Annotated in this window: 20 protein-coding genes; 10 read left to right on the forward strand and 10 right to left on the reverse strand. The window is 41.3% G+C overall.

Features of this window, described 5'->3' with window-relative positions; translation table 11 throughout:
* Positions 1-32 precede the first annotated feature (32 nt).
* The 6 genes from BACPLE_RS10200 to BACPLE_RS10225 form a co-directional block, all read right to left on the reverse strand.
* The gene (locus BACPLE_RS10200; protein ID WP_007561550.1) at positions 33-2,171 is read right to left on the reverse strand and encodes a peptidylprolyl isomerase; all 2,139 of its coding nucleotides are present in this window, start codon (positions 2,169-2,171) and stop codon (positions 33-35) included.
* A gap of 102 nt (positions 2,172-2,273) precedes the next feature.
* Positions 2,274-3,527 (reverse strand): hemolysin family protein, encoded by a 1,254-nt coding sequence (locus tag BACPLE_RS10205; protein ID WP_040312975.1) that lies wholly within the window; start codon positions 3,525-3,527, stop codon positions 2,274-2,276.
* A gap of 10 nt (positions 3,528-3,537) precedes the next feature.
* A complete protein-coding gene (lptC, locus tag BACPLE_RS10210; protein ID WP_007561563.1) occupies positions 3,538-4,158 on the reverse strand; it encodes an LPS export ABC transporter periplasmic protein LptC in 621 nt (206 codons plus the stop codon).
* Positions 4,159-4,162: 4 nt separating this feature from the next.
* The gene (locus BACPLE_RS10215; protein WP_007561564.1) at positions 4,163-5,524 is read right to left on the reverse strand and encodes a tetratricopeptide repeat protein; all 1,362 of its coding nucleotides are present in this window, start codon (positions 5,522-5,524) and stop codon (positions 4,163-4,165) included.
* 39 nt (positions 5,525-5,563) lie between these two features.
* Positions 5,564-6,784 (reverse strand): OmpP1/FadL family transporter, encoded by a 1,221-nt coding sequence (locus BACPLE_RS10220; RefSeq protein ID WP_235777923.1) that lies wholly within the window; start codon positions 6,782-6,784, stop codon positions 5,564-5,566.
* Positions 6,785-6,824: 40 nt separating this feature from the next.
* Positions 6,825-7,550, reverse strand: coding sequence for a type III pantothenate kinase (locus tag BACPLE_RS10225; protein WP_040312828.1), 726 nt, complete (start codon positions 7,548-7,550; stop codon positions 6,825-6,827).
* Between the two features lie 181 nt (positions 7,551-7,731).
* Here BACPLE_RS10225 and lnb point away from each other — a divergent pair, with 181 nt between their 5' ends.
* From lnb to BACPLE_RS10275, 10 genes are all read left to right on the forward strand, one after another.
* On the forward strand, positions 7,732-8,940 hold the full coding sequence (lnb, locus tag BACPLE_RS10230; RefSeq protein ID WP_007561568.1) for a lipoprotein N-acyltransferase Lnb: 1,209 nt from the start codon (positions 7,732-7,734) through the stop codon (positions 8,938-8,940).
* Positions 8,940-10,523 (forward strand): alkaline phosphatase family protein, encoded by a 1,584-nt coding sequence (locus BACPLE_RS10235; RefSeq protein WP_007561569.1) that lies wholly within the window; start codon positions 8,940-8,942, stop codon positions 10,521-10,523. The genes lnb and BACPLE_RS10235 overlap by 1 nt, the downstream gene beginning before the upstream one ends.
* Before the next feature lie 89 nt (positions 10,524-10,612).
* Complete coding sequence (gene secA / locus BACPLE_RS10240; protein WP_007561572.1) at positions 10,613-13,909, forward strand: preprotein translocase subunit SecA; 3,297 nt, start codon at positions 10,613-10,615, stop codon at positions 13,907-13,909.
* A 144-nt stretch (positions 13,910-14,053) separates the two neighbouring features.
* Positions 14,054-15,043 (forward strand): DUF6340 family protein, encoded by a 990-nt coding sequence (locus tag BACPLE_RS10245; protein WP_007561573.1) that lies wholly within the window; start codon positions 14,054-14,056, stop codon positions 15,041-15,043.
* A gap of 59 nt (positions 15,044-15,102) precedes the next feature.
* Positions 15,103-15,552: a hypothetical protein gene (locus BACPLE_RS10250; RefSeq protein WP_007561574.1), complete on the forward strand. Its 450-nt coding sequence runs from the start codon at positions 15,103-15,105 to the stop codon at positions 15,550-15,552.
* Positions 15,553-15,563: 11 nt separating this feature from the next.
* Positions 15,564-16,562 (forward strand): MBL fold metallo-hydrolase, encoded by a 999-nt coding sequence (locus BACPLE_RS10255; RefSeq protein ID WP_007561575.1) that lies wholly within the window; start codon positions 15,564-15,566, stop codon positions 16,560-16,562.
* A gap of 792 nt (positions 16,563-17,354) precedes the next feature.
* The gene (locus tag BACPLE_RS10260) at positions 17,355-17,861 is read left to right on the forward strand and encodes an RNA polymerase sigma factor (RefSeq protein WP_007561579.1); all 507 of its coding nucleotides are present in this window, start codon (positions 17,355-17,357) and stop codon (positions 17,859-17,861) included.
* Entirely contained in the window at positions 17,858-18,325 is a 468-nt protein-coding gene (locus tag BACPLE_RS10265; RefSeq protein ID WP_007561581.1) for a hypothetical protein, read from the forward strand. Before BACPLE_RS10260 ends, BACPLE_RS10265 begins: the two co-directional genes overlap by 4 nt.
* 12 nt (positions 18,326-18,337) lie before the next feature.
* A complete protein-coding gene (locus BACPLE_RS10270) occupies positions 18,338-18,784 on the forward strand; it encodes a DUF6108 family protein (RefSeq protein WP_007561584.1) in 447 nt (148 codons plus the stop codon).
* Positions 18,785-18,812: 28 nt separating this feature from the next.
* Complete coding sequence (locus tag BACPLE_RS10275) at positions 18,813-19,700, forward strand: hypothetical protein (protein WP_007561586.1); 888 nt, start codon at positions 18,813-18,815, stop codon at positions 19,698-19,700.
* A gap of 75 nt (positions 19,701-19,775) precedes the next feature.
* Here the strand turns inward: BACPLE_RS10275 and BACPLE_RS10280 are convergent, their stop codons facing one another.
* The 4 genes from BACPLE_RS10280 to BACPLE_RS10300 all read right to left on the reverse strand — a co-directional run bounded on the left by BACPLE_RS10280 (position 19,776) and on the right by BACPLE_RS10300 (position 25,652).
* Positions 19,776-22,454 carry a valine--tRNA ligase gene (locus BACPLE_RS10280; protein WP_007561588.1) on the reverse strand — a complete coding sequence of 893 codons (2,679 nt, stop codon included), beginning with the start codon at positions 22,452-22,454 and terminating at the stop codon, positions 19,776-19,778.
* Positions 22,455-23,099: 645 nt separating this feature from the next.
* Complete coding sequence (locus tag BACPLE_RS10290) at positions 23,100-24,014, reverse strand: metallophosphoesterase family protein (protein ID WP_007561591.1); 915 nt, start codon at positions 24,012-24,014, stop codon at positions 23,100-23,102.
* Positions 24,015-24,038: 24 nt separating this feature from the next.
* Positions 24,039-25,208, reverse strand: a complete 1,170-nt coding sequence (locus BACPLE_RS10295) for an Lcl C-terminal domain-containing protein (protein ID WP_007561593.1) — start codon at positions 25,206-25,208, stop codon at positions 24,039-24,041.
* Between the two features lie 12 nt (positions 25,209-25,220).
* Positions 25,221-25,652, reverse strand: coding sequence for a DUF6515 family protein (locus BACPLE_RS10300; RefSeq protein ID WP_007561595.1), 432 nt, complete (start codon positions 25,650-25,652; stop codon positions 25,221-25,223).
* Positions 25,653-25,662: the final 10 nt, after the last annotated feature.

Below are 25,662 nucleotides of genomic sequence, written 5' to 3' on the forward strand. Positions count from 1 at the left end.
TTTTATAGGGTTCTTATTTATTTAGCTAAGCTTTAGAAGAAGAGGTAGCGCTGGTCTACAACTTTTGCTTTCTGATACAAGTCATTGATTAACTGGTTACCTGCAATACGTACAGCCATGTTAGTCAATGTAGCTTCTTCTTGTTTTGCATCAAACTTCTCGCTTCCTTTTTCTTTTGCGTATACCTGAATCATGTATACTCCACCATTACCTTTGATAGGTGCGCTTACCTTGTTGGCAGCTGTCTTAGCAGCTACAGCACCGATAACCGGTTCGCTGCTGCGTGTAACTGAAATGTAAGCAGGAGCACTGAATGTAACGTGTTTTACAGAATCACTTACAGCATCCTTCATTCCCTTCACCTGAGCAATGGAGTTATACTTCTTCATTTCTTCCATAATCTTTTCAGCTTTCTTATCGCGGCGGATTTCAGCTCTCAGCATTTCAGCTACTGAGTTGATGTCACGATAACCGGCTTCATGAATCTTGTCAAGAGCAACTACCATCAGATGATCGTTTTCACCACATTCATACAGCGGAGAAACTTCACCTGGTTTTGCAGCAAAAATCCATTTCAGTGCTTCACGAGTAGAACGTACGCCACCTACATAGTGTTCTGCGCTTGAAAGGTCTGTGCGAGGCATCAGTGTATAACCGCTTTCTTCTGCGTTCTTCACCATTGAGTCGATAGTAGTGTTCTGTGCTACAAACTGGCTGAATTTGTTGTATGCTGCATTGTAAGTTTCTTTACTGAATTCTACTTCACGTTTAACGACAGCTACTTTGTATTTAGTCTGCATGCTCTTCTTGTTCATTACCTGCAGAATCAGATTAGCTTGTCCCATGTTGAGGTTAGCCAGTTCGTTTACAGGCTGGTTCAACAATGTGTTGATGAACTTGCTGTTGTCTGCATCCAGTTCAGAACCTTCCCAGCTCTGTGCATTTACCCAAGTTGCTTCACCTGTCTGTCCGTAAATCTTAGCTACGGCTGCGAAGTCAGCACCACCTTTCAATGCATTGTAAATACTGTCGGCCAGTGTTTTTGTCTTTTCTTCAGTGTCAGCATATACCTGAATCTGACGGAACTGGATTGAGTCAGGAGAAGAAACTTTTGCAAGCAACTTGAATGCATTGAATGAATCGTCTGTCTGATTGTAGTAAGGACCGTATACTTCGTTTACATTCGTAGAGTCAAGGCGTGAAGCCACGTCTGCAGGGAATACGGATTTGCTTACCGGAACGTCAGAGTAGTTTACAGAAGAACCTGTAGAACGAACAAAAGTTCCAAAATCGGCTGTTGTGCTAGCCAATTGGTTGCTGTATTCAGTTACTTCTTTTTCTACAGCCTTACGGTCTGCATCAGACGGAACCACTTTTACATCGATGTAACGGATGTCGCGTGTTTCTACCAGCTGCTTGAACTGTTCTTTCTTTTCGTTGTAGCGGTCTTTGATTTCACTGTCAGAAACCTGAATTGTAGAATCATTGATAGAGCTGTAAGGTACACCAGCTAACAACAGGTCACTCTGTTCTGTACGTGAGTTGAATGCATCTTCAGCAGCTACAGGGTTAGAGATCAAAGATTTTGCTACCAGGTTCTGATATTTTTCAGCCAAAGTGCTTTGTGCCAAAGTCTTTTCTACAAACTGCCAGAAAGCACCCATCTTCTGATAGTATTCTACATACTGTGCAGGCATTTGGCTTGCATTCAAGTTTGCATAATCTACCAGAAACTTTTTCAACATATCTTTATCGAACATACCAGTCTGCGGATTGCGGAAAGGAGTCTGCATCAGCAACGGGTGTGTGCCTTGGTCAATGATGCTCTGTATTTCAGCGTCTGTCACTTTCAAGCCTAATTTTTCTGCCTGTTCAGCAATCAGCTTGTTGTTGACATAACTTTGCCATACCTGATCTTTCACGTTGTTCAACTGGTCTTCTGTCAGCGAATTCAATCCATTGGTCAGTTTGATGACTTCACTGAGTTCGTCCACCATTTTCTGATAATCTTGTGCACTGAGAACTTCCCCGTTCACTTCTCCTACGTCTTGTTTACCTTGGTGCGGCTGGAGTACTTTCCATGCGTCACCGGCAATAAATGCAAAAAGGGCAAGACCGATTACGATGACCAACAAAGGTCCTTTGCTTCGAATTTTTTGTAAAGTTGCCATTTAAAGTTATTATTTTTTTGTTTATTGTTTTTATAGTTCTGTTATTAGCGCACGAAGATACAAAAAATACTGTTTAGTCACTATTTTCTCTCAAAAAAATGCTTATTTCGTGGTAAACAGTTTGACCAATTCTATTTTATTGGCGCTTACTTTGATAATTTTAAAGGTAAAATTCTCAGTCTGAATGACGTCGTTTACTTTGGGTATGCTTTGACATTCATTCAGAATAAGTCCGCCGATGGTCTGGTAATTTTCGCTCTCAGGCAGATTCAGGCCAAAGGTTTCATTGGCTTTTTCTATATCTATTCTTCCAGAGAAGATGTATTCGTTATCTGATATTTGCTTGGCGACGATGGATGTGGTATCATGTTCATCTTCAATGTCGCCTAGGATTTCTTCAATCAAATCCTCCAATGCCACGATACCTGAAACACCTCCAAACTCATCTACTACTACAGCCAGTGAACGTTTTTGTTGTTTGAAGATTCGCATCAACTTGTGGGCAGCCATTGTTTCAGGCACAAAAGGGATGCTACGAATGCCATTTTGCCATTCGTCGTTGCTTCGGAACATTTCGGATGAATGAATGTATCCCACAATGTTGTCGATATTTTCTTTGTAAACGATTATCTTGCTGATGCCATTTTCAATAAATACCTTTTTGAGTTCAGTGAGCGGAGTATCAAAATCCACAGCTATGATTTCCGTTCGAGGAATCATGCAGTCACGTATTTTGACATTGGAAAAATCAAGTGCGTTGCGGAATATCTTGATTTCATTGTCAATCTCTTCTCCTTCTTTTTCTTCAATACTGCTTTGTATGAAGTAATCTAGGTCGACTTTGGTAAATGCCTTTTCCCGGTCTTCTTTATTTGTCTTTACTCCTACAAGATGAAGAATACCGCTTGAAAGCATCGATGAGAAACGGCTGATGGGGTAGAGTATGATGTAGCATACAAATGTCGGTACGCTGAAAAACTTCAGAGTAGCGTTGGGATTAATCTTGAAGAGTGTTTTGGGAAGAAATTCTCCGGTGACAAGAATAATCAATGTGGAAATTACGGTTTCTATGGGAACAAGCAATGCCTGATTTGAAATCACATCTGCAAGTATATAATGTTCAATAAGTTGAGCCATCAAAATACCATAGATGACCAATGCGATGTTGTTTCCTACCAGCATGGTGGAAATGAAATTATTTGAGTGCCGGTAGAATACGGAAAGGATATAAGACGATACATTGTTCGTCTTTTCCATTTCAAAACGCAATTTGTTGGAAGAAACGAAGGCGATTTCCATACCTGAGAAATAGGCAGAAAACACCATAGATATAAGTAGTTGGATGATAAGCTCCATACTAATAGTTTTATTTGGAAGTTTGTGTGCTGTCTGCTTGGACAGCATTGTCTTCAACGGTAAAGATTCCCGTATTGTTATAGATTTGGTATTCGGTCATTTGCTGATTGGATTCGAAACCGTATCCAGTCAGTACCTTGTCAACTTGTTCGATACGGATAAATTTATCGGAATAGATTTTTTCTTTTCCTTGATCCCAAAACATCAATTCCGTGTCGAATTTGTCGCCTCTTTGGCTTTGAATATGGACGTTTCCACGTAGCTCCCATAGTTTCTTGGGCTCATAGTAATAAGCTGTATCAGCTTTGATACTTGCATCTACATGGAAAAGGCTATCAAATTTCTCTAGATAGATTCCTTTTTCAAACGCCCAGAATGGAGGATTCCGATGGCTGTAGATAAGCCATTCTGCTGTAATAATCTTGTATCTGATCATTCCTGAGTCAGACACGAGGGTGGTTACTCCTGTAGTACGCATATCGGGAAGAGAATCTCCTTCTTTTACGGCTGCAGCAGTAGGTTTCTCTTTGTTTCCGCATGCAGGAACAAAAAGAAACATAACAGTTGCCCATGTGGCAACTGTTATGTTGATAAATAGCCTATATATGTGCTTTTTAAGTTTGGCTGACATATATTTATCTGATGGTTGTAGTTTCTCCGATCCATCCACCGATTGTCACAGAGTTACCTTTTTTCAAGCCAAGGAAGAAGAGGTCTTCATCTTTCGGGGTATGTCCGGCATATGTGTTGATCAGCTTCTGGGCTTCTTCTGCTACGCTGGGATCTACACTCTTTGCACGCTGCAATTTATCAATAGCAGCAAAGTAAGTACATTTGTTCAAAGCTGCTTCGTCGCTCCAGTTCGGGCTTGATGCATACATTTGTGCAATCAGGATATAAGCCTTTCCGTAGCTTCCGTTGAAAGAAATAGCTTTGTTTGCATATTGTTTAGCTTTGCTCAACTGTTTTTTGCTGAACAATACAACTGCTGCGCTGTATGCATAGTCAGCTTTCTTTTCTGCTTCCTGTTCCAGTTCGATAGCCTGGTCAAAGTACTGTACACTCTTGTCCAAGTCACCTTTTTTGTAGTACATGTAAGCACATCCAGCAGCAGTTGCAGCTGTAGGTTCCATTGCATGTGCAGCTTCAGAAGCAACGAAATAAGCTTCTTCTTCTGTACATTTCAGCATCTGCATTACATTAATCACCTGTTTCAGGTATTCCAAGTTTGTCTTATTCTGACTTACTTTCGGGCCATAGATAGCCTGCAAGTTTTCGCAGCTGGCAGCACCACTATTGATGAAATAAGCATCAACGTTGTCTTTTGCTGTTTTCAGCAGTTTTTTATCTCTTTCTTTAGTAGCTGCTTTCAGAGCTTCATCTGCATAACCTGATGCTGTCAGGTAGTCTTGGATAAACTGTTCTTTATGAGTGTCATCGCTCTTTAATTTGCGGGCAGAAATGTCCATCAAATCTTGGAACATGAAATAATCAGATGTAGCTTTTTCCAAGTCGACAGCTTCTTTAATCATTTGGTAAGCCTTGTTTACGTCTACATTAGCTCCGGAGAAGATGATGTAGTCATGAGCTTTCATTCCAAGAATAGATCCTTTTGTTGTTGGAGTTTTTACCAACTGATTCAATCCGTCAAGATACTTGATGCGTTGATCGTGTACGGCCATCAGTTCGTCAAGATACTTTTTTTGTTGTGCGGCATCTTTAGAGCTGGCAATCAAGGCACGTAAAATTTTAGCTCCGTTTGTATAAGTACTTACTTGAGCTAAAGGAGCTTCTGTGAATACAGCCATCCAAGGCTTGTATGCATCTGTGAAGTTGTCAGTTTTTACGTATTCACTGTAAATACTGATGTTTTGCAAGCAACGGATACTGTCTTCTCCATGTCCGAAACGAGATCCGTCTTCTACACCTTTCTGAGCGAAAGCTGCTGTGGTGCCTAAAGATAAAGCACACAGCATTGTAAACATTTTCATTTTCATCGTATGTAAGATTAGTTGTTCATTGTGTTTATTTTCATATTAATTTACTCTCCATTTCATGAACCAGTGTTCGTTGAATGTCAATCCTATTTTTAGGACGAACCGATTTTCCGATAACATGTCGCTTACAGAAGGAGTGGCATGGATGTACTGACCGGTAATGCTTAGTACACTGTTTCGTTGGTATAGTTTAAGTGGTAAACCTAGTCCCACGCTGACGCCATATTCCTTAGGACCATCTATCATATTTTGTGAAACTGGAATCTGAAGATTAGAGTTTGCATAATAGAACCCTGCTCTATAGCGTATACGGGTAAAATAGTTTCGTCCGAACTCTTTAGGTAAAAACTCTGCTCCAATAGCTACTTTGGATCGATCCTGATATAAGTCCGTGCGGTTATTATATTTTACTCCACTCCATTTTTGCAGTGTATAATCAGCTTCTACTGTCAAATTTTTTTTATATTTCCAAGCTAAACCTCCTCCATATATATGAGGAATTCCATAGGAGTCATTAATTTGTTCTTGATTTACTACAGAGTAGTTCGAACCATTAGTAATCTGTGTACCTTGCGTATCGTGTCCATTTAAAGTATGTCCCAAACTATAAGTAAGCCCTAATGTCAGTTCATTTTGTTTATTTATAGGCTGAGTGTATTGAAGGCCAAAACTAGCATTGTAACTGCTGATAGACAAAGTATTGTAGGTTATGGTTTGGTCACCTCCATTACTGAGGGTCGCTGTCGTCTGGTAATTCAGTTTCCCATACAAATAACCAATATTGGCTCCGATAGATAGGTTGTCCAGAATCTTGAATCCCAGTCCTCCAAAAATTTGTTGTAGACCTCCATCTCCATAGAAATTATTGGATATAGTTACGTCACTGCTATTTTCTATTTCCTTTGAACGGGTAAAATTATATCCCACAGTGGAAAAAGGAGTATATCCAATAGTCATACCCAGTCTTGGATGTAAGCGAAATTGCATTCCGATATAATCAAAACTGGAGTTCTTGGCGTTGGCTTTATATTTCCCTTCTTGGAAGTTGGAACTTTTTAAAGACATACCTGCATCAAAGATAAAGGAAAGAGAATCCACGGCCGTATAAGAAGCTGGATTCATGGCATTAATGTGCTCAGACGTTCGGAGTGCATATCCAACTCCTCCCATTGCTGCATTGTTTGTAAAGCTCTGGTCAAACATGTCTCCAAGTCCATAACGTGTATAAGGTGAATTAGTGCTTATTTGTGCACATACCATAGTAGAGCTAGCTAAAAGCCATGAACCAACAAGTATTTTCTTACTTAACATTATAATTCAATATTCTGTTTAAACCTTTCAATACTAAAAATCTATCTGCAAAGATGATACTTTTTAAATTTGTATCAAAAGAAAATTTATCTCCTCCAGTTAAAAAAACCAAAAGGTCGGGATATTTCTTTTGTAGCAGAGTGATATAACCAATGATTTCGAATTCTATGCCTCTTATAACTCCGGCACGAATCGCGGTCTCTGTGTCAAATCCGAATTCAGGCGTTTCACCTTTTCTTTCGATTAGGGGAAGTTTGTCACAGCACGCATTCAATGTCTTGAAGCGGGTGTATATCCCAGGTGAAATGTTTCCTCCCCAATAATTCCCTTCCGCGTCTATGAATTCATAAGTTAGTGCAGTCCCTGCGTCTACTACTAGCAGGTTCCTTCCAGGTGAAATATAGTTAGCACCGACCACGGCTGCTAACCGGTCCATTCCCAAAGTCTCAGGTGTTTTGTATAAATTATGAATAGGGATGGGGGTTTTGTGGTTGAGCTCAATAATTTCAAATGGAACTCCAGCCAATTGGCGTCGTATGGTGTTGCTGAGCGTGATGACTGATGCAATGATACCTCTTTTAATTGGATATTTGTTACACAACATAGACAGCCAGTCCAGCGAATGATTGGACCCTCTTAAAACCTCCACCACTTTGTCACCATCAAATACTGCCAGTTTTGCAACAGTATTGCCGATATCAATTACTAAATTCACGTTTTTCTTCTTTATTTCGCTTGCAAAGTAAGACAAAATTTGGATATGAACATCAATAAAACTGATTATTTATTTCGTTCTTATGGCAGAATCCATGTATTTTTGCATGCAGAAAAAAATATTATGAATTATTCAGATACCTCGGGAAGTCTTGGTATTTGGTTGATATTTGCATTAGTTTATGAAAAAGAAGTTTGTTTTTTTGCTGTGTGCTACTTTGATAAGCTGTGTTTTTTCTTCAACCAAAGTTTGGGGGGAAATTTCTAGTGATATAAAAAAAGTACCACAAACTGATAGTATTCAGTTTAGTTTGCTGACGTGTGCGCCAGGTAGTGAGATATATGCACTTTTTGGACATACGGCTATTCGCTACCAGAATTTTTCTAAAGGAGTAGATTTAGTGTTTAATTATGGTATGTTTAGTTTCGATACTCCTCATTTTGTATATCGTTTTGTGAAAGGTGAAACGGACTATCAGTTAGGAATCACACCTTATTCTTATTTTGAATCGGAATATGCATTCAGGGGTTCTTCAGTTTATCAGCAGGTCCTGAATTTGACATACTTGGAGAAAATATCTTTATTGAAATTACTTCAGGATAATTATCTACCGGAAAACAGGGTTTACCGTTATAATTATTTTTATGATAATTGTACGACTCGTGCTCGTGATCAGATAGAAAGAAGTATTCAGGGAAAAGTTGTGTATCCTTCCGTAGATTGGCATAAAACTTTCAGAGGGATTGTGCATGAATTTACCAAAGGGTCTCCGTGGGATGAATTGGGTATAGATTTGTGTCTTGGGGCGGAAGCTGATAAGCCGATAGATATAAGGCAGCAAATGTTTGCTCCGTTTTATATGCGTTATTTTGCTCAGGATGCATACATTCAAACTCCTGATGGTGTCAGACGGCCTTTGGTTTTGCGTGAGGAAAAAATTGTGGATGCAGAATTGGACACAGAATCATCTAGGAAGATAACCCCGATGATAGCCGCTGCTTTATTCTTGCTTTTGAATGTAATTATCGGATTCTTCCAGTGGAGGAAGCAAATGATTTTCTGGGGGTGGGATATATTATTGTATGCAGTTCAAGGAATGGCTGGCTGTATTATTGCTTTCTTGTTTTTCATTTCTTCTCATCCGACTGTAGGTTCAAATTGGTTGCTGCTCTTGTTTAATCCGTTGCCATTGTTTTATCTGCCTTTTATGATTTATCGTGAGTTAAAACATAAAAAAGACCTGTATCATACTTGCAATCTGGTGTATTTAACACTTTTTATGGTGCTATTCCCGTTTTTACCGCAAGATTTTAATTTAACAGTATTACCTTTGGCACTCGGTTTGCTGGTAAATGCTGCAAGCCATGTATTAGTATTGAATAAAAAGTAATGAAAGAACGTATACTGACATCTTTATTGACTGTATTTGTCATCTCTGGAATTCAGGCGCAAGCTCCTTCTCCAGTCCCAAGATTGGTGGTGGGGTTGACGATTGATCAGTTGAGGGCAGATTACATAGAAGCTTTTTCTGTATTGTATGGGGAAAGAGGGTTTAAACGCCTTTTAAAAGAAGGGCGTATATATACCAATGCGGAATATGATTTTATTAATGTAGACCGTTCGTCGGCGACGGCTTCGATTTATACAGGCACTACACCTTATTATAATGGTATACCTTCTAATCGGTGGATGGACCGCGGGTCTTTACGGATTATAAAATCTGTAGATGACCAGGATTTTATGGGAGTATACACCTCTGAAAACTCTTCAGCTAAGTTGTTACGTTGTTCTACTTTGTCGGATGAATTGAAGGTTGCTACTCAGGGGCAGGCTGAAGTCTATTCTATTGCACCGACTCGTGAAATGGCTGTTTTAGCTGCCGGACATGCAGCGAATGGTGCTTTCTGGTTGAATGATGAAACTGGGAAGTGGGCTGGCACGACTTACTATGGTGATTGCCCGTTGTGGGTGAGCAATTATAATGACAAGGAGGGGCTTGATTTTCGTATTAACAACTTGGAATGGCTCCCTTATTTACCGGTAACTTCTTATCAGTATATCACTACTGAAACTAAGCAGCTTAGCTTTAAGCATAATTTCTCGGATGAGCGTTTGGATAAATATAAGAAGTTTAAAACAAGCCCATATATAAATGACGAGGTAAATCGTTTGGTGAATGCATGTTTAAGCAATACACAAATTGGTCAGGACGCAGCTCCGGATTTATTGACCTTATCTTATTATGCAGGAAATTATGATCACAAACCCAATACGGAATATGCGATGGAGATACAGGATATGTATGTTCGTCTGGATAACAGTATTGGAGATTTGTTGGATTTGATAGACCGTAAAATAGGGCTTCGTAATACCTTATTCTTCATCACTTCTACGGGTTATACCGATCCGGAACCTGTGGATCCGGTTAAATACAGGATTCCTGGTGGAGAATTTCATATTAAGCGCTGTGCAGCTTTGCTGAACATGTATTTAATGGCTCTTTATGGGCAAGGTCAATATGTGGAAACCTATTATGACCGACAGATTTATTTGAATCATAAATTGATAGAAGAACGTAAACTGAATTTGGTGGAAGTTATGACCCGTTCTTCGGAGTTTGTGGTGCAAATGAGTGGGGTACAGAATGCTTATTCAGCGCAGCGTTTACTTTTGGGGGCATGGACTCCGAAGATTGGAAAAATTAGAAATACATATAATCCAAATTGCTCGGGTGATATTTATGTAGAAGTAATGCCTGGATGGTCCGTAGTCAACGAATATTCTCAGAAAATAGAGGTCGTTCGTGAAGCATATACTGCAGCTCCTCTTGTGTTTATGGGGTTTGATGTAAAGCCTGAAAAGCTTTATTCTCCGGTGAAAATTACTTCAATTGTACCTACTTTAGCTCATTTTATGCGCATACGGGCGCCAAATGCTTGCTCAGATGCTCCAATGATTAATATTCGTAAATAAATATTATGCGAATAATTCGTAATTTACCTATCTTTGTAGCGGTAGGATTAAAAAATAATTAATTAGTAAATAATAAAAAGAAATATACAATGGGATTTAATGAATTTATAAGCAAGCTGTTCGGAAACAAGGCGACTCGTGACATGAAGGAAATTCAGCCGTGGGTAGAAAAGGTAAAAGCCGTTTATCCGGAAATTTCCAAGTTGACGAACGATGAACTACGTGCGAAAACAGAAGAATTGAAGAAGTTTATCAAGGATTCAGCCGCAGAGGAGAATAAAAAGATTGAAGAACTGAAAGCAACAATTGAATCTACTGACCTTGAAAAACGTGAGGCTATTTTCTCTCAGATTGATAAGTTGGAGAAAGAAGTCCTGGAAAAATACGAGAAAGCACTTAGTGAAGTGTTGCCGACTGCTTTTTCTATTGTAAAAGATACAGCTCGCCGTTTATCAGAAAATGAAGAACTGGAAGTAACAGCTAGCGATTTTGATCGTGAACTTGCTGCACAGGGACGTGACTTTGTCCGCATTGAAGGTGACAAAGCTATTTGGAAAAACCATTGGAAAGCGGGTGGAAACGAAATGACCTGGAACATGGTACATTACGATGTACAGTTGTTTGGTGGTGTGGTATTACATCAGGGTAAGATTGCGGAAATGGCAACCGGTGAAGGTAAAACCTTGGTAGCAACGCTTCCGGTGTTCCTGAATGCCTTGACTGGTAATGGAGTACACGTGGTAACTGTCAACGATTATTTGGCAAAGCGTGACTCTGAGTGGATGGGCCCGCTCTATATGTTCCATGGACTGAGTGTAGATTGTATTGACAAGCATCAGCCTAACTCTGAAGCTCGTCGTCGTGCCTATATGGCAGATATTACTTTTGGTACCAACAATGAATTCGGTTTCGATTATTTGCGTGATAATATGGCCGTTTCTCCGAAGGATTTGGTACAGCGCAAGCATAATTATGCCATTGTCGATGAGGTGGACTCTGTATTGATTGATGATGCACGTACGCCGTTGATTATTTCAGGTCCGGTGCCTAAAGGTGACCAGCAATTATTTGAAGTGCTTCGTCCGTTGGTAGAACGTCTGGTAGAAGCGCAGCGTAAACTGGCTACCCAGTATTTGGCCGATGCCAAGCGTTTGATTGCTTCAGATAAGAAGGAAGATCAGGAAGCTGGTTTCCTCGCTCTTTTCCGTAGCCACAAGGCATTGCCTAAAAACAAACCGTTGATTAAGTTCCTGAGTGAGCCTGGTATCAAGGCTGGTATGCTGAAGACGGAAGAAATCTATATGGAACAGAATAACAAGCGTATGCCGGAAGCGGTAGAACCTTTGTATTTTGTGATCGATGAAAAACTGAAGAGTGTAGATTTGACTGATAAAGGTGTAGATCTGATTACTGGTAACTCACAGGATCCTACCTTGTTCGTACTTCCTGATATTGCAGCTCAGCTGTCTGAACTTGAAAATCAGAAAGGGCTCTCTGATGAAGAACGTCTGGCTAAGAAAGATGAGCTGATGACCAATTACGCCATTAAAGCAGAGCGTGTACATACTATCAACCAGCTGTTGAAGGCATATACCATGTTCGAAAAAGATACGGACTATGTGGTAATGGATGGTCAGGTAAAGATTGTCGACGAACAGACAGGACGTATCATGGATGGCCGTCGTTGGAGTGATGGTCTGCATCAGGCTGTAGAAGCGAAGGAAGGCGTGAAGGTAGAAGCTGCTACACAGACTTTTGCAACTATCACCTTACAGAACTACTTCCGTATGTACCATAAATTGTCAGGTATGACCGGTACTGCAGAAACAGAAGCAGGAGAGTTCTGGGATATCTATAAGCTGGATGTAGTGGTGATACCTACAAACCGTCCGATTGCCCGTATTGATATGAACGACCGCGTTTATAAAACGAAACGTGAGAAATATAAAGCCGTAATCGAAGAAATTGAGAAGATGGTACAGGCTGGTCGTCCGGTGCTGGTAGGTACTACTTCAGTAGAAATTTCTGAAATGTTGAGCAAGATGCTTACCCTGCGTAAGATTGAGCATAATGTATTGAATGCGAAGTTACACCAGAAGGAGGCTGAAATTGTAGCGAAGGCAGGTCAGAGTTCTACGGTAACTATTGCTACGAACATGGCCGGTCGTGGTACCGATATTAAGCTGAGTGCAGAAGTGAAAGCTGCCGGTGGTCTGGCTATTATTGGTACAGAACGTCACGAATCACGTCGTGTAGACCGCCAGTTGCGTGGTCGTGCCGGACGTCAGGGTGACCCGGGTTCTTCTGTATTCTTTGTTTCTTTGGAAGACGATTTGATGCGTCTGTTCTCATCCGACCGTATTGCTACTGTGATGGATAAGTTAGGATTTAAGGAAGGAGAAATGATTGAACACAAGATGATTTCTAACTCCATTGAACGTGCACAGAAGAAGGTGGAAGAAAACAACTTTGGTATCCGTAAACGTCTGTTGGAATATGATGACGTGATGAACAAGCAGCGTACAGTGGTTTACACCAAACGTCGTCATGCGCTTATGGGAGAACGTATCGGAATGGATATTGTAGATATGATTTGGGAACGTTGCTACAATGCCGTACAGCAGCCTACTTATGATGATGCCAAGATGGAAATTCTTCAGGTTCTGGCTATGGAAGCTCCGTTTACTGAAGAAGATTTCCGTTCCAAGAAGAAAGACGATCTGGCAGAACTGACTTTCCAGGAAGCTATGGCATTGTTCAAACGTAAGACTGAACGTATGGCTCAGATTGCTAATCCGGTTATCAAACAGGTATATGAGGCTCAGGGACACATGTATGAAAATATCATGATACCTATTACTGATGGTAAGCGTATGTATAACATTTCAGTAAACTTGAAAGCTGCATACGAAAGCGAGTCAAAAGAAATTGTGAAGTCGTTCGAAAAAGCCATCTTGTTGCATACAATTGACGATGCATGGAAAGAAAACCTGCGTGAACTGGATGAACTGAAGCATTCTGTGCAGAACGCAAGTTATGAGCAGAAAGATCCACTATTAATTTTCAAACTGGAATCTGTGAATCTGTTTGATAACATGGTCAACAAGATTAACAACAACACTATTTCTGTATTGATGCGTGGTCAGATACCGGTGCAGGAGCCGGAACAAGTGCGTGAAGCCGCTCCTGAACCTCAGGCTCCCCGCCAGCAGTATCGTGAAGAAAAGCAGGATTTGACTGACCCAGACCAGCGTGAAGCAGCAGGTCGTGATACTCGTGAACAGAAGCAAGAGCCTTATCGCTCAGAAAAGACAGTCGGTCGCAATGACCCATGTCCTTGTGGCAGCGGATTAAAATATAAAAACTGTCACGGGAAAAATGCCTGATTAAGCATTTGATTGAGATATTTAAGACACGGTTTTCACCGTTTGCAGATTTTTATTTCTTAATTTAGAATAATCTGTGAAAACGATGGAATCCGTGTCTTTTTTATTTATTATTTTTGTTTGCGAACAAAAAAGTAGTGAATTATGAAGAAATACATTATGGCCGGAATCCTTTTAGCAGCTACTATGCTGGTTTCTTGTGGAGGACTTCAGCCTTTTACGTTTGATCAGTTATATCCCGCAGAGGTTACTTTTCCTGAGCAGGTTCGTACGGTGGCAGTAGTGAACCATGCTCCTGCTATACCTTTCCCTAAAAAGGATTTATTGACATTGGGCCGATTGGAAGGAGATGGGAAGGTTTTGTCGGAAAGTTTGGCTGGAGGACTGGCTGATAGTCGTTATTTCTATCAGGTAGTTATTTCAGATTCAGCAATTACGCAGGAATTGACAGGAGGAGAAATTCTCCCTCAACCGGTAGTAGACAGTTTAACTCAAGTACTTGGGGTCGATATGATTCTTTCAGTGGACAGAATTCAATTGTTGACCGGAAAGAAAGAAATCTACTATCCGGGTTTAATCTCCCCTTTTGCTGCTTTTGATTTGAAAATCCGTCCGGTAGTGCGTGCATACATTCCTTCTAGGGTAATGCCTGTGGTTACTATCAGTAAGGTGGATAGTATGTTATGGGATTTAACTCCTATGTTATCTGACCATGATGTAGTGAAAGAAGCTTCTCAACATACCGGTATTACGCTTGTTAACCAGTTAGTTCCTCATTGGAAGAATGTAGAACGAATTTATTTTGATGGAGGAAATCCCGACATGCGTGATGCAGCAGTTTCACTACGAGAAGGAGACTGGCAGGAAGCAGGCCGTTTGTGGAAGAATTTATACGACTCATTGAAAAAGGGAAAATTGAAATCACGTGCTGCTTTCAATATGGCTTTAGCCTGTGAGGTACAGGGGTTGATGGATGAGGCTGTTTCTTGGATTGAAAAAGCAAAAAGTTGTGCATCTAAAGGTTCGGAAGAAGAACGTGCTGCACTCTTTTATTCTACAGTATTGCAGGAACGTGCCAAGGATTTTCAGTTGCTGAACCTTCAAATGGCTCGTTTTGGAAACAAAATCAATTAATAATATCTTGTCCGATTCATTTTTTTTGTACATTTGAGTACATAAAAAGAATATAGCCTATGAAAATGAGTGAACAATCACGTGCTTCAATAGTCTCGGCTCTGAAAACAGCCATTTGCCGGTATGCATCAGAAGGAGATGAAACGGTCGTTACAGATATTCATTTGCAACCAAACTCAGAAAGTGGTGAGCTGATTATTTTCGACGATGACGATCAGGAATTGTCGCGTACGATTATCAATGAGTGGGTAGAATATGAGAGTGATGATTTCTATACTGTAGTAGAACCGATTCTTCGTGCAGAGGTTGAGGCGCTGAAAGAGAGCGGAAAACTGGAGAAGCTTTGTCTGATGAAGCCTTACTCTTTTGTGCTGGTAGATGAAGACAAAGAAACGGTAGCCGAACTGCTTCTTGTGGACGAAGATGAGACCTTGTTGCTGAATGATGAGCTGCTAAAAGGGTTGGATGAAGAATTGGATGCCTTTTTGAAGGATTTGTTGGAACGTTAAATTCCGCTAGAATGGGAGAGCGAATCACATTCCGCCGCAATGAGGGGTTGCGAAGCATACACCCTCATTGGAGAGGGAATCCGACTGTGAATGGCAAATTTTTTAACCGTCAGCACCGTTGGAAACCGGGGATGGGAAGTGTCCTGAAATGGCGGTTCTCTCCTAATCCCCAGCGGAAAGAAAAGCGTACAATCAAATGGAATCCTAAAGTGCATTATCTCACCTCTCTGGAGAAAGTGGTGGGTAATTCATTGATTTGGTTGGGGCATAACTCTTTTTTTCTTCAATTGGGTGGAAAGCGTTTGATGATTGATCCTGTATATGGAAGTATTCCGTTTGTCAAACGCCGAAGTCAATTCCCTGCCGATCCGTCTATTTTTCGTCAGATAGACTATCTGCTTATTAGTCATGATCATTTTGACCATCTGGATAAACCGAGTGTAGCACGTCTGGTAGCAGATAATCCTCAACTTAAGCTCTTTTGTGGCTTGAATACGGGGGCTTTGATAAAAAGCTGGTTCCCTAATCTGGAAGTGATAGAAGCTGCATGGTATGAACAGTATGTCGATGGCGATTTCCGCTTAACCTTTTTACCTGCCCAGCATTGGAGCAAACGTGGTGTAAGCGATGGAGGAGAGCGCTTGTGGGGCTCATTTATGATTCAGGGAGATGGTATTACCATCTATAATAGTGGAGATACCGGATATGCCCGGCATTTTGAAGAAATTGCAGGATTTTTTTCTCATATAGATTATTGCATGGTAGGAATTGGAGCTTACAAACCTCGCTGGTTTATGAAGCCGAATCATATATCTCCATACGATGCATTGACTGCTTCGGCAGATTTGCATGCAAAGGTTACAATTCCAATGCACTATGGCACTTTTGACCTTTCGGATGAACCTTTGTTCGATCCTCCTCATGTGTTTGCGGCAGAAGCTAAGAAGCGCGGCATGCCGGTCATAATTCCTGAATTAGGGGAGATTATCAAGTTGCAACCGATTCGATAGAGATTATATCGTCAAGAAAATAAAAAAGTCCGGAAATCTTACCTTCTGCACATGGTCAGAAAATAGATTTCCGGACTTTCTATTGTCAATTGTTTTGTTTTCTAATCATAATAAATCCGCCGGTCATCGGCAGCGGGTTACTTCGTGTGAGCGTTTTCACTCAACATGACGTACCCCCAGATCATAGGATCTGCATTTGCAATCTTCTTGAAAATCTTTGTTACCTTTTTCATAACTGTTATCCTTTCATTTGCTTTTTGTTAGTACCTATTGTATCTTAATCTCTAGTTTAGTTATTGTTTCTCGAGGTGCTCTTCGCAGAGGACTTTTCAAATCTTTGTTACCTATTGTTGTTATCCTTAATCTTTTTATCCTTTCCTCCAGAACCCTTTCTGGTTCCTTCGTTCGTTTTATTACACTGCAAAGGTAATGCCTTTTTTTTGAAAAACATGTTTTATAGCATATAATTTTATTTTTCTGTTGTTTTGTTGATGTAAATCAATTGCTCTGGCAAAGACTGACAAATCGTCTGCTTCATTTGTCAGTTTTAGCTGACAGAATTTCATTTATATTCCTCAAAGGAGAATATGTCAGTTCGGAAATATGGTGGACTTTTGGGGGTAATCAATTGTTTGACCAGATTCTGTTGTAGATGATTGTGTACTCATTTTGTCTTATCTTTTATTTGTCCTGAGAATAAAAGATAAGATTTTTGTGTCTTTTTTTGTTACAAAAGATATAGTTTTACGTTTACCTTTTTGAGAAACGACTTCTACGACGATTCTAATAAGCATGAGTAAAGAAACATTGATATCAACTTTCACCGATTTGAGAAAAAGTTTTCTCCAGTTGGCAATGCGCTTCCTTCCTAGCAGAGAGGATGCCGACGATGCGTTGCAGGAGGCTTTCTTCCGTCTGTGGAAACATGCAGACCGAATCGACTCGCGCGAAGAGGCAGAGGCGCTTACAGTTGTTACGGTAAAGAATCTGTGCATCGATACTTTGCGTAAAAAGAATCATTTGCTTACGGTGGAGCTAGACGAAAATCGAGATGAATCTATTTTCGATTCAGCAGCCGAGGTGTTGGAAAAGGAAGAGCAGTTCCGTATGGTTGAGCGTATTATTGAATCTAGATTGACGCCACTTCAGAAGCAGATTCTGCACATGAAAGAATATGAAGGAAAGAAATATAATGAAATAGCCGGCATATTGGGTATGCAGGAGGCAGCAGTACGTATGCAACTATCGAGAGCGAGAAAAGAAATTAGAGAATGTTACTTAAAACAAATGGAGCGATGAAAAACAACGAACGAACTTTTCAACAGTGGAAAGAGCTGGCAAACCGCTACTTTGAGGCTGAAACGAGTGAGGCTGAAGAAGAAGCACTGGCACGTTTTTTAGCTACTCCTGCTGCACAAGGCAAGGAGTTCGATGAACTTCGTGCTGTGATGGGATATTTTGTTACAAGACGTTCCATATACAATCGACCGCATACACGCAGTGTACGAATGTGGCATTATGTAGCAGCTGCGGCTATGGGAATCATTGTTCTGATTACAACTTGGCAGCTGACGGAAAGAACCAATGTGTGTGTGGCTTATATTAACGGGGAACGTTGTACCGACAAGGAAATTGTATTTTCCGAGGCTTTGAAGTCTGTGGAAAAGGTTCGTCACTATTCACCGGAGGAAACTGTCGAAATGCAGTTGTCGGATTTGTTTCAGACGTTGGAAGAAAATGATACTATATCAATGGATAATTAATGACAAGATGATATGAAACGATGGGTTATATTATGGATAATCATGCTGTCTGTGTTGTCTGGGTATGCACAGAAAGGTATGCATGTAGACGCCTTGTTTGAAAGTCGCTTTAAGCATGATAAACGTGCCGTAGAGGTGCTTATCAAAGGGAAAGAATTGAAAAAGTATCATCTGACCTTGTTTCGCAGCTTGACAGTCACTGATGCTCCGGATGTGTCGGAAGAAATAGAGGAGTTGGTCAGTCGGGATGCTCTAGCGGCAGTTGATAAGGAGGAAGGCAGAGTGGGTAAGAAATTATATTACGGTTTTTACTGTTTTCCACCACGGGATGACAATTACAGGTATTTATTCTATCGGAATACTTTGGTCGCGCCTGGCAGCAAAAAGAAGGCCGAAGTGACGGTGGTATACATGGAAGGAGAAGTTACTCTGGAAGAACTGAAACAGATGTTCAAATGAAATGCAAACAAACAAGATACGATAAGATATGAAGAAAATGTTTTTGCTTGCAGTCACTCTGCTGACTGCAACTGGCGGATATGCCGAAAGTAGAGATTCACTGAAGGTGGAAAGTGTCATGAGTGTGGAGAATCCCGAACGGGTGACAATCACTGAGTCTGGAAACCGCTTCCTTGTGGAAATCAGTGGAAAGAAAGATAATCCGGGTTTCCGTTATGCTCGTGAGGTGGAAATATCTCCTTCGGATGTTTCGGTAACAAAGGAGCGCAGTGGCAACTGGGATTTTAATATTCCCTTTAGAAAACGCACGTCGGAAAAAAGGCATAAGCGTAATGAGTTTGTGCTGAAAGATTTCAAGATAGGACTTTCCTGCGTGCAGGGAGCTCCTGAAAATATGGATGTCAGCATGGGATCATCATGGGAGGTTACTACTCCTACTCTCGGATGGCAGTGTTATCCGTGGGCTACGGAAACCTCTCTTTCTCTCGGAGTGGCATGCAGCTGGCGCAATTACCGGATGACTGGCAAGCAGCGTTTTATAAAAGATGCGGGTAGTGATATGTACATCGGTAGTTATCCAGAAGGAGCCGATATTCAGTTTTCACGTATCAAAGTTTTCAGTTGGGCTGTTCCTGTCATGCTTACTCATGAAACAAAGAATAATTTCAACTTCAGTCTGGGAGCAATTGTCAATTTCAATACACATGCCAGTCTGAAAACAAGGTATAAACAGGATGGGCAGGAATTTAAGCTGACCGATAGCAACATCCATCAAACTCCGGTAACAATAGATATTCAGGCAGCTATAGGTTATAAGACGATTGGATTTTACGTAAAATACAGTCCTTGTAAGATACTTGATACGGCGTACGGTCCTGAGTTCAGCGCCCTGTCTGTAGGTCTTGTATTGTTCTGATTTATTAAAAGATAACCCTTCCTAAATAACTGTCAGCTATTTAGGAAGGGTTTTATTTTTAGGGAAACAAGCAGCTTAACGCTTCAATGCAGCAATGCTTTCTTTCAATGCTGCAATCTTCGTTTCTGCATCAGCCTGTTTCTTGCGTTCCATTTCAATGACATTGGCCGGAGCCTTGCTGACAAACTTTTCGTTGCTCAGCTTTTTCATTACGCTTTGCAAGAATCCTTCCTGATATTTCAGGTCAGCTTCCAGTTTCTTCAGCTCTTCTTCTACGTTAATCAGGTTACCCAATGGTACGGCATATTCTGTAGTACCCACCATGAAGGCAGCAGCTCCTTCCGACTTGGTTTCTACCTGCTTGATTTCTGACAAGTTGCAGAGTTTGGCAATTACAGAACCAAAGCCGGCTACCGGATTTTCTCCAGTTACTTCAAGTGCCAACGCTTCTTTCTGTGCGATGTTCTTCTGCAGGCGGATGGTACGGATGCCACTGATTACTTCTTTCACAGCTTCAAACTGTGCAATCAGTGCTTCGTTGTAAGGCATGTCTTTTACGAGCGTCTGGGTCATGATGCTTTCGCCCGGCTGACGGTCGTAAATGTGCTGCCACAACTCTTCTGTGATGAACGGCATGAACGGATGGAGCAGTTTCAGCAAGGTTTCAAAGAATGCTAATGTCTTTTCGTAGGTTACCTTGTCGATAGGCTGTCCGTATGCAGGTTTCACCATTTCCAGATACCAGCTTGAGAATTCGTCCCAGAACAACTTATATACAGCCATCAACGCTTCGCTCAGACGGTATTTACCGAAGAGGTCGTTTACTTCTTCTGCGGTCTTGGCCAGCATAGAGTCAAACCATTCAGTGGCCAGTTTGGCATATTCCGGCTGTTCGATGTCGGCTACCTGCCAGCCTTTTACCAGACGGAAGGCATTCCATATCTTGTTGTTGAAGTTACGTCCTTGTTCGCAAAGTGCTTCATCGAAAAGAATATCGTTTCCGGCAGGAGCAGCCAGCATCATTCCCATACGCACTCCGTCGGCACCGAACTGTTCAATCAGTTCCAGCGGGTCGGGTGAGTTACCGAGTGATTTTGACATCTTACGGCCAATCTTGTCGCGTACGATACCGGTGAAGTATACGTTGCGGAACGGCATGTCGCCCATGTATTCGTAGCCAGCCATAATCATACGTGCTACCCAGAAGAAAATGATGTCCGGTCCGGTTACCAGGTCGGCAGTCGGGTAGTAGTACTTGATTTCTTCGTTGCCCGGGTTGTTGATACCGTCGAACAATGAGATCGGCCACAACCATGAAGAGAACCAGGTGTCGAGGCAGTCATCTTCCTGACGCAAGTCTTCCATCTTCAGGTTTGCATCTCCGGTTTTTTCCTTAGCCAGTTCCAATGCCTGTTCCGGAGTTTCAGCTACTACGAAACCACCTTTCGGCAAGTAGTAAGCTGGAATACGGTGTCCCCACCACAGCTGACGGCTGATACACCAGTCTTTAATGTTTTCCAGCCAGTTGCGGTATGTATTCTTATATTTGGCAGGGTAGAACTTCAACTCGTCGTTCATTACCGGCGGCAATGCCATGTCGGCAAAGTGCTGCATCTTGAGGAACCACTGCATAGACAGTTTCGGTTCGATGGCTACGTTGGTACGTTCAGAGAAACCTACCTTATTCGTATAAGCTTCTACCTTTTCCAGCAATCCTGCTGCATCCAGATCTTTTTCAATCTGCGCACGTACGTCGAAGCGATCCATACCTACATACAATCCGGCAGCTTCACTCAGTGTACCGTTGTCATTGAAAATATCAATAGAAGGAAGGTTGTATTTTTCTCCCAGCATGTAGTCGTTCACGTCGTGTGCCGGAGTAACTTTCAAACAACCTGTACCGAATTCAATGTCTACATAGCTGTCTTCAATAACCGGAATCACACGTCCTACCAGCGGAACGATAACTTTCTTACCTTTCAACCACTGGTTCTTCGGGTCTGCCGGGTTGATACACATCGCCGTATCACCCATGATGGTTTCCGGACGCGTAGTAGCTACTACGGCATAACGGCGGCCCTGTGCGTCGCGGTGTACGATTTCACCTTCAGCTCCTGTTTCACCGCTCATGTCGTCATCAGCTACGTAATAACGCAGGTAATACAGTTTGCTATGCTCTTCTTTGTAGATTACTTCTTCGTCAGACAAGGCAGTCAGTGCTTTTGGGTCCCAGTTTACCATACGTACGCCACGGTAAATCAGTCCCTTGTTATAAAGGTCCACGAATACCTTGATTACGCTCTTGCTACGGGTTTCGTCCATGGTGAAAGCCGTGCGGTCCCAGTCGCATGATGCGCCCAGTTTGCGGAGCTGCTTCAGAATGATGCCTCCGTGTTCTTCTGTCCATGCCCATGCATGTTTCAAGAACTCTTCACGTGTAAGGTCTGTTTTCTTGATGCCTTGTTGAGCCAGACGATTTACCACCTTTGCTTCAGTAGCGATGGATGCATGGTCTGTACCCGGTACCCAGCACGCATTCTTTCCCATCATGCGGGCACGTCTTACAAGAATATCCTGGATGGTATTGTTCAGCATGTGTCCCATGTGGAGCACTCCCGTCACGTTAGGGGGAGGAATGACGACGGTGTAAGGTTCACGTCCGTCGGGTTTAGAACTGAAAAGTTTGTGGTCCAGCCAATACTGATACCATTTTCCCTCCACGTCAGCGGGATTGTACTTACTTGCTAATTCCATGGTTATAATATCTTTATTATTATGTTTATCGTATAATCGGCTGCAAAAATAATAAAACTACTTGGATTTTAGGGGGCTTTGCCCGAAAACTTCATTTGTTCTGGCCCGATAGTGTAAGTACAGGCATTTTTTCTTTACCTTTGCAAATTAAAATTACGAAAAAGAACTAAGTGATTGAATATGAATTGCAGCTACCAACTCATAGTAGTAATAAGTTACGAATTAGTTAGTTATCTGCTGTTTTATTTTTCTGCGCGTTGCGTAACTCTCAAAGAACTCTTCGTATGTAAAAGTAGTATTTTAATGGTATCTATTGACGAAATCAGCTTTTTAAGCTTCACAGACAAGTCTTTCTATAAAAAGCAAATTTTGATGATGCTTTTACGGCTGTTGTGCCTATTCATGTTCTTTTTTGTCGATTTCTTTATGAATACACTTTTTTCGGTAAGTAGGCGGAGGAAAAAGGAAGTAGCAAAGAAAACGTTGTTCCAAAGAAGACTATCACTGACAGAAGTCTATTTGTTCCCATCTTGTAGATTTCTATTCAGAATAGATGAAAGTGGATATATGTATTTGATGTATGCTTTCAGTTTTCGCCTTTACGTTTATATCTTATAGAATTATAGAACCAAATTGAATTTAAGATTAGAAACGTTCTCGTTGTCCACCTGGTCTATTTTTCCTTTGAGGCATTGGTTTGTTCTTTACATCTTTATCAAAAATACTTATCCAATTGGTTGACAGATTTCTATCTGAGACGTTTACAAGAACATATCCTGTCTCGCTCTTTAGATCGATAGGCTCGATTTTATATCCGTCAGCATTTTGAATACCACCACGTTTCGGTTGCAGGAAGCCACCGCCACCACCTGAAACTATCTGATGGATGGTTTTTCCATCATGGGTTACGGTACAATGATTGTACTGATGGGTATGTCCGCAAAAGTAATAGTCTATACCATACTTTTCAAGAAGGCTCCAGAACTTGTTCCTGCTGCTTTCGTTGGCATCAAGACATACCGGATGAAACGTATTACAGGTGAATGCAGGTTCATGGCCAAATGGAACAATAATATTATCCTTATTTGCTTCTTTAAGAACCTTTTTTAACCATCCACTGTCAACGGTATGCTCGCCGTCCAGATAATTGTCCATTCCAATGAATGTTACATTTCTGTAGGTGGATACCAAGTTCAGGTCTGGAGAAATCATTTCTTTCCAGGGTTTAAGGTTATCCCCTTTTACATCTGCTTCATGATTGCCTCGTATCGCAATTATCTTTATGCCTGCATCTCTTAGAGGCTGTGTTAATTCCTTCCACTGCGATAGTTCCTCATACATGCCTTGCGTTGTCTGTCTTTTACCACCTTGTATCAAATCACCGACAAACAATACAACCTCTACCTTGTTTTCAATCAGTGATGGTATAATCTTCTTAATGGTATAGGCATCGGGTACATGCGTATCCCCAACAACGGCAAAATGCCAGTTACCGTTCTGCGCTGATATAGGGAGGAATGATACTAGAACAGAAAATATAATAAAAATTATCTTCTTCATGCTATCATCTTTACTTGTTGTCTATCATTTTATTTTTCTGACGCATCTTACGGCATTGAATACACAAAGCATATCCTTCTGTGGTCCGAAGAATCGGGGATATTCTGATAATGAACCTGATTTAGGGTCACTCCTCTGAGCTCCGGCACCATGTACGTCACAGAATTCATTTGTACGTGGTTCTCTTCCCCATGCCTCGCCAAAACATACATAAACTGCATTTTTGTAAGGATTCGGACCATCCAAATGGGTGGTTGAGCTCCAATAATATGCATATCCATCAACACCATCATAGAGTTCATGCTTGCTGCACTCAAACAATGGAGATATTGCCGGAGAATCTGTTACGGACGGTGCTCTGGTGTAGTCCACTATTGACTCCAGTTCCTTGGCATTTGGAAGATACCAGTCTGAATAGCCTGCGAGTGAAAGTGTATCTGCATAGGCCAGAGCCTGTTTCCAGTCATAAAGATTTCCGTCATCCGCTTTCTGCCACATCAGCCCTGTTGCATAATCGGTAACTGTGCCGTCACCGTTATCTACAAGCTGGTTCTTGCCATACTCTGTATTGCCTCTCACCATACGGAAATACATTTTGTTTTCTTCCCTTCTTTTCTTTAGCGGATATCCTTTTATTCTTCCGTCTACGAAATTGACGCCGAAGACGGTTGTCTGTCCTCCCATTGTCTTGCCTTTATAGATAGTAGATGACCATGTCTGTGCATCAATTTCACGTTCTCCCTTGCTCTTGTCACCTATAGGCTGGTTGAAATAATTGGTATCAATATACGGAGTTATGACGCGCTCTCCCATAGACCTTCCTGTAAACTGTATAAGTGAATACAGTTCCTTTATTGTCGGCACACGCCAGTCATCATAACCGCCGGTTCTGAGTTTTTCCGCTTTTTCCTTCGCTTCCTCGAAAGTCAGTTTCTCTCCCATATCCTTTTCCCACATAAGTCCGGTAACAAGGTCTGTAACCGTGCCGTCACCGTTATCTTTATACTTTGGCTGGTTTCCCTGTATACAGCCATCCTGTCCGTAGAAATCCTGTCCCGGTTCCGGCATGTCAATTACCTTGTTGTTGCTGTAACATTCATTCTGTCCTGTATCCACTATTGGATATTTCACCTGCGAATAACCCGCCTGCATAATCAGTAATATTGCAGACGACAAAAACAATCTTTTTTTCATACTTTTCTTATTTTATTCATTGATAAATCCCTGAACTTCAAACTGTACGCCATTTGATGTGGGTATCTTCTTATACAACACATTGTCATAAGCATAAAGGACTTCATCTTTAATCTTCATTTTGGTCACTCCTTCTCTCGGTAATTCAGGTACAACCATTCCGATTTGTGGTTTAATCACTTCATAGTCCTTATCCACAGATTTATAATATACTCCGTCTGCATACAGATAAGGGGCATCCTTATAATAAATGACAACACTTCTGGCCGGTCGTTCCTTTATTTTCGTACCGACAACTACTACAACCTTTCTAGGCTTTTTATGTCTGTGGCGGTGCTGCTCAACCAATACTACACGTCTTTCTCTTGCCGGAACGGCCTTTACCGTTGTACCACAACCTGTTATCAGGAATGCAGTACACATCAACAATACAAAAACTTTCATAAAGCTACAT

The organism is Phocaeicola plebeius DSM 17135 (assembly GCF_000187895.1).
Taxonomy (GTDB): Bacteria; Bacteroidota; Bacteroidia; order Bacteroidales; family Bacteroidaceae; genus Phocaeicola; species Phocaeicola plebeius.

Bases quoted from the DNA above. Each gene is read 5' to 3' on its own strand.
- BACPLE_RS10200 (WP_007561550.1), bottom strand. From the start codon at position 2,171: ATGGCAACTTTACAAAAAATTCGAAGCAAAGGACCTTTGTTGGTCATC.
- BACPLE_RS10205 (WP_040312975.1), bottom strand. From the start codon at position 3,527: ATGGAGCTTATCATCCAACTACTTATATCTATGGTGTTTTCTGCCTAT.
- lptC (WP_007561563.1), bottom strand. From the start codon at position 4,158: ATGTCAGCCAAACTTAAAAAGCACATATATAGGCTATTTATCAACATA.
- BACPLE_RS10215 (WP_007561564.1), bottom strand. From the start codon at position 5,524: ATGAAAATGAAAATGTTTACAATGCTGTGTGCTTTATCTTTAGGCACC.
- BACPLE_RS10220 (WP_235777923.1), bottom strand. From the start codon at position 6,784: ATGGTATGTGCACAAATAAGCACTAATTCACCTTATACACGTTATGGA.
- lnb (WP_007561568.1), top strand. From the start codon at position 7,732: ATGAAAAAGAAGTTTGTTTTTTTGCTGTGTGCTACTTTGATAAGCTGT.
- BACPLE_RS10235 (WP_007561569.1), top strand. From the start codon at position 8,940: ATGAAAGAACGTATACTGACATCTTTATTGACTGTATTTGTCATCTCT.
- secA (WP_007561572.1), top strand. From the start codon at position 10,613: ATGGGATTTAATGAATTTATAAGCAAGCTGTTCGGAAACAAGGCGACT.
- BACPLE_RS10245 (WP_007561573.1), top strand. From the start codon at position 14,054: ATGAAGAAATACATTATGGCCGGAATCCTTTTAGCAGCTACTATGCTG.
- BACPLE_RS10250 (WP_007561574.1), top strand. From the start codon at position 15,103: ATGAAAATGAGTGAACAATCACGTGCTTCAATAGTCTCGGCTCTGAAA.
- BACPLE_RS10255 (WP_007561575.1), top strand. From the start codon at position 15,564: ATGGGAGAGCGAATCACATTCCGCCGCAATGAGGGGTTGCGAAGCATA.
- BACPLE_RS10260 (WP_007561579.1), top strand. From the start codon at position 17,355: ATGAGTAAAGAAACATTGATATCAACTTTCACCGATTTGAGAAAAAGT.
- BACPLE_RS10265 (WP_007561581.1), top strand. From the start codon at position 17,858: ATGAAAAACAACGAACGAACTTTTCAACAGTGGAAAGAGCTGGCAAAC.
- BACPLE_RS10270 (WP_007561584.1), top strand. From the start codon at position 18,338: ATGAAACGATGGGTTATATTATGGATAATCATGCTGTCTGTGTTGTCT.
- BACPLE_RS10275 (WP_007561586.1), top strand. From the start codon at position 18,813: ATGAAGAAAATGTTTTTGCTTGCAGTCACTCTGCTGACTGCAACTGGC.
- BACPLE_RS10280 (WP_007561588.1), bottom strand. From the start codon at position 22,454: ATGGAATTAGCAAGTAAGTACAATCCCGCTGACGTGGAGGGAAAATGG.
- BACPLE_RS10290 (WP_007561591.1), bottom strand. From the start codon at position 24,014: ATGAAGAAGATAATTTTTATTATATTTTCTGTTCTAGTATCATTCCTC.
- BACPLE_RS10295 (WP_007561593.1), bottom strand. From the start codon at position 25,208: ATGAAAAAAAGATTGTTTTTGTCGTCTGCAATATTACTGATTATGCAG.
- BACPLE_RS10300 (WP_007561595.1), bottom strand. From the start codon at position 25,652: ATGAAAGTTTTTGTATTGTTGATGTGTACTGCATTCCTGATAACAGGT.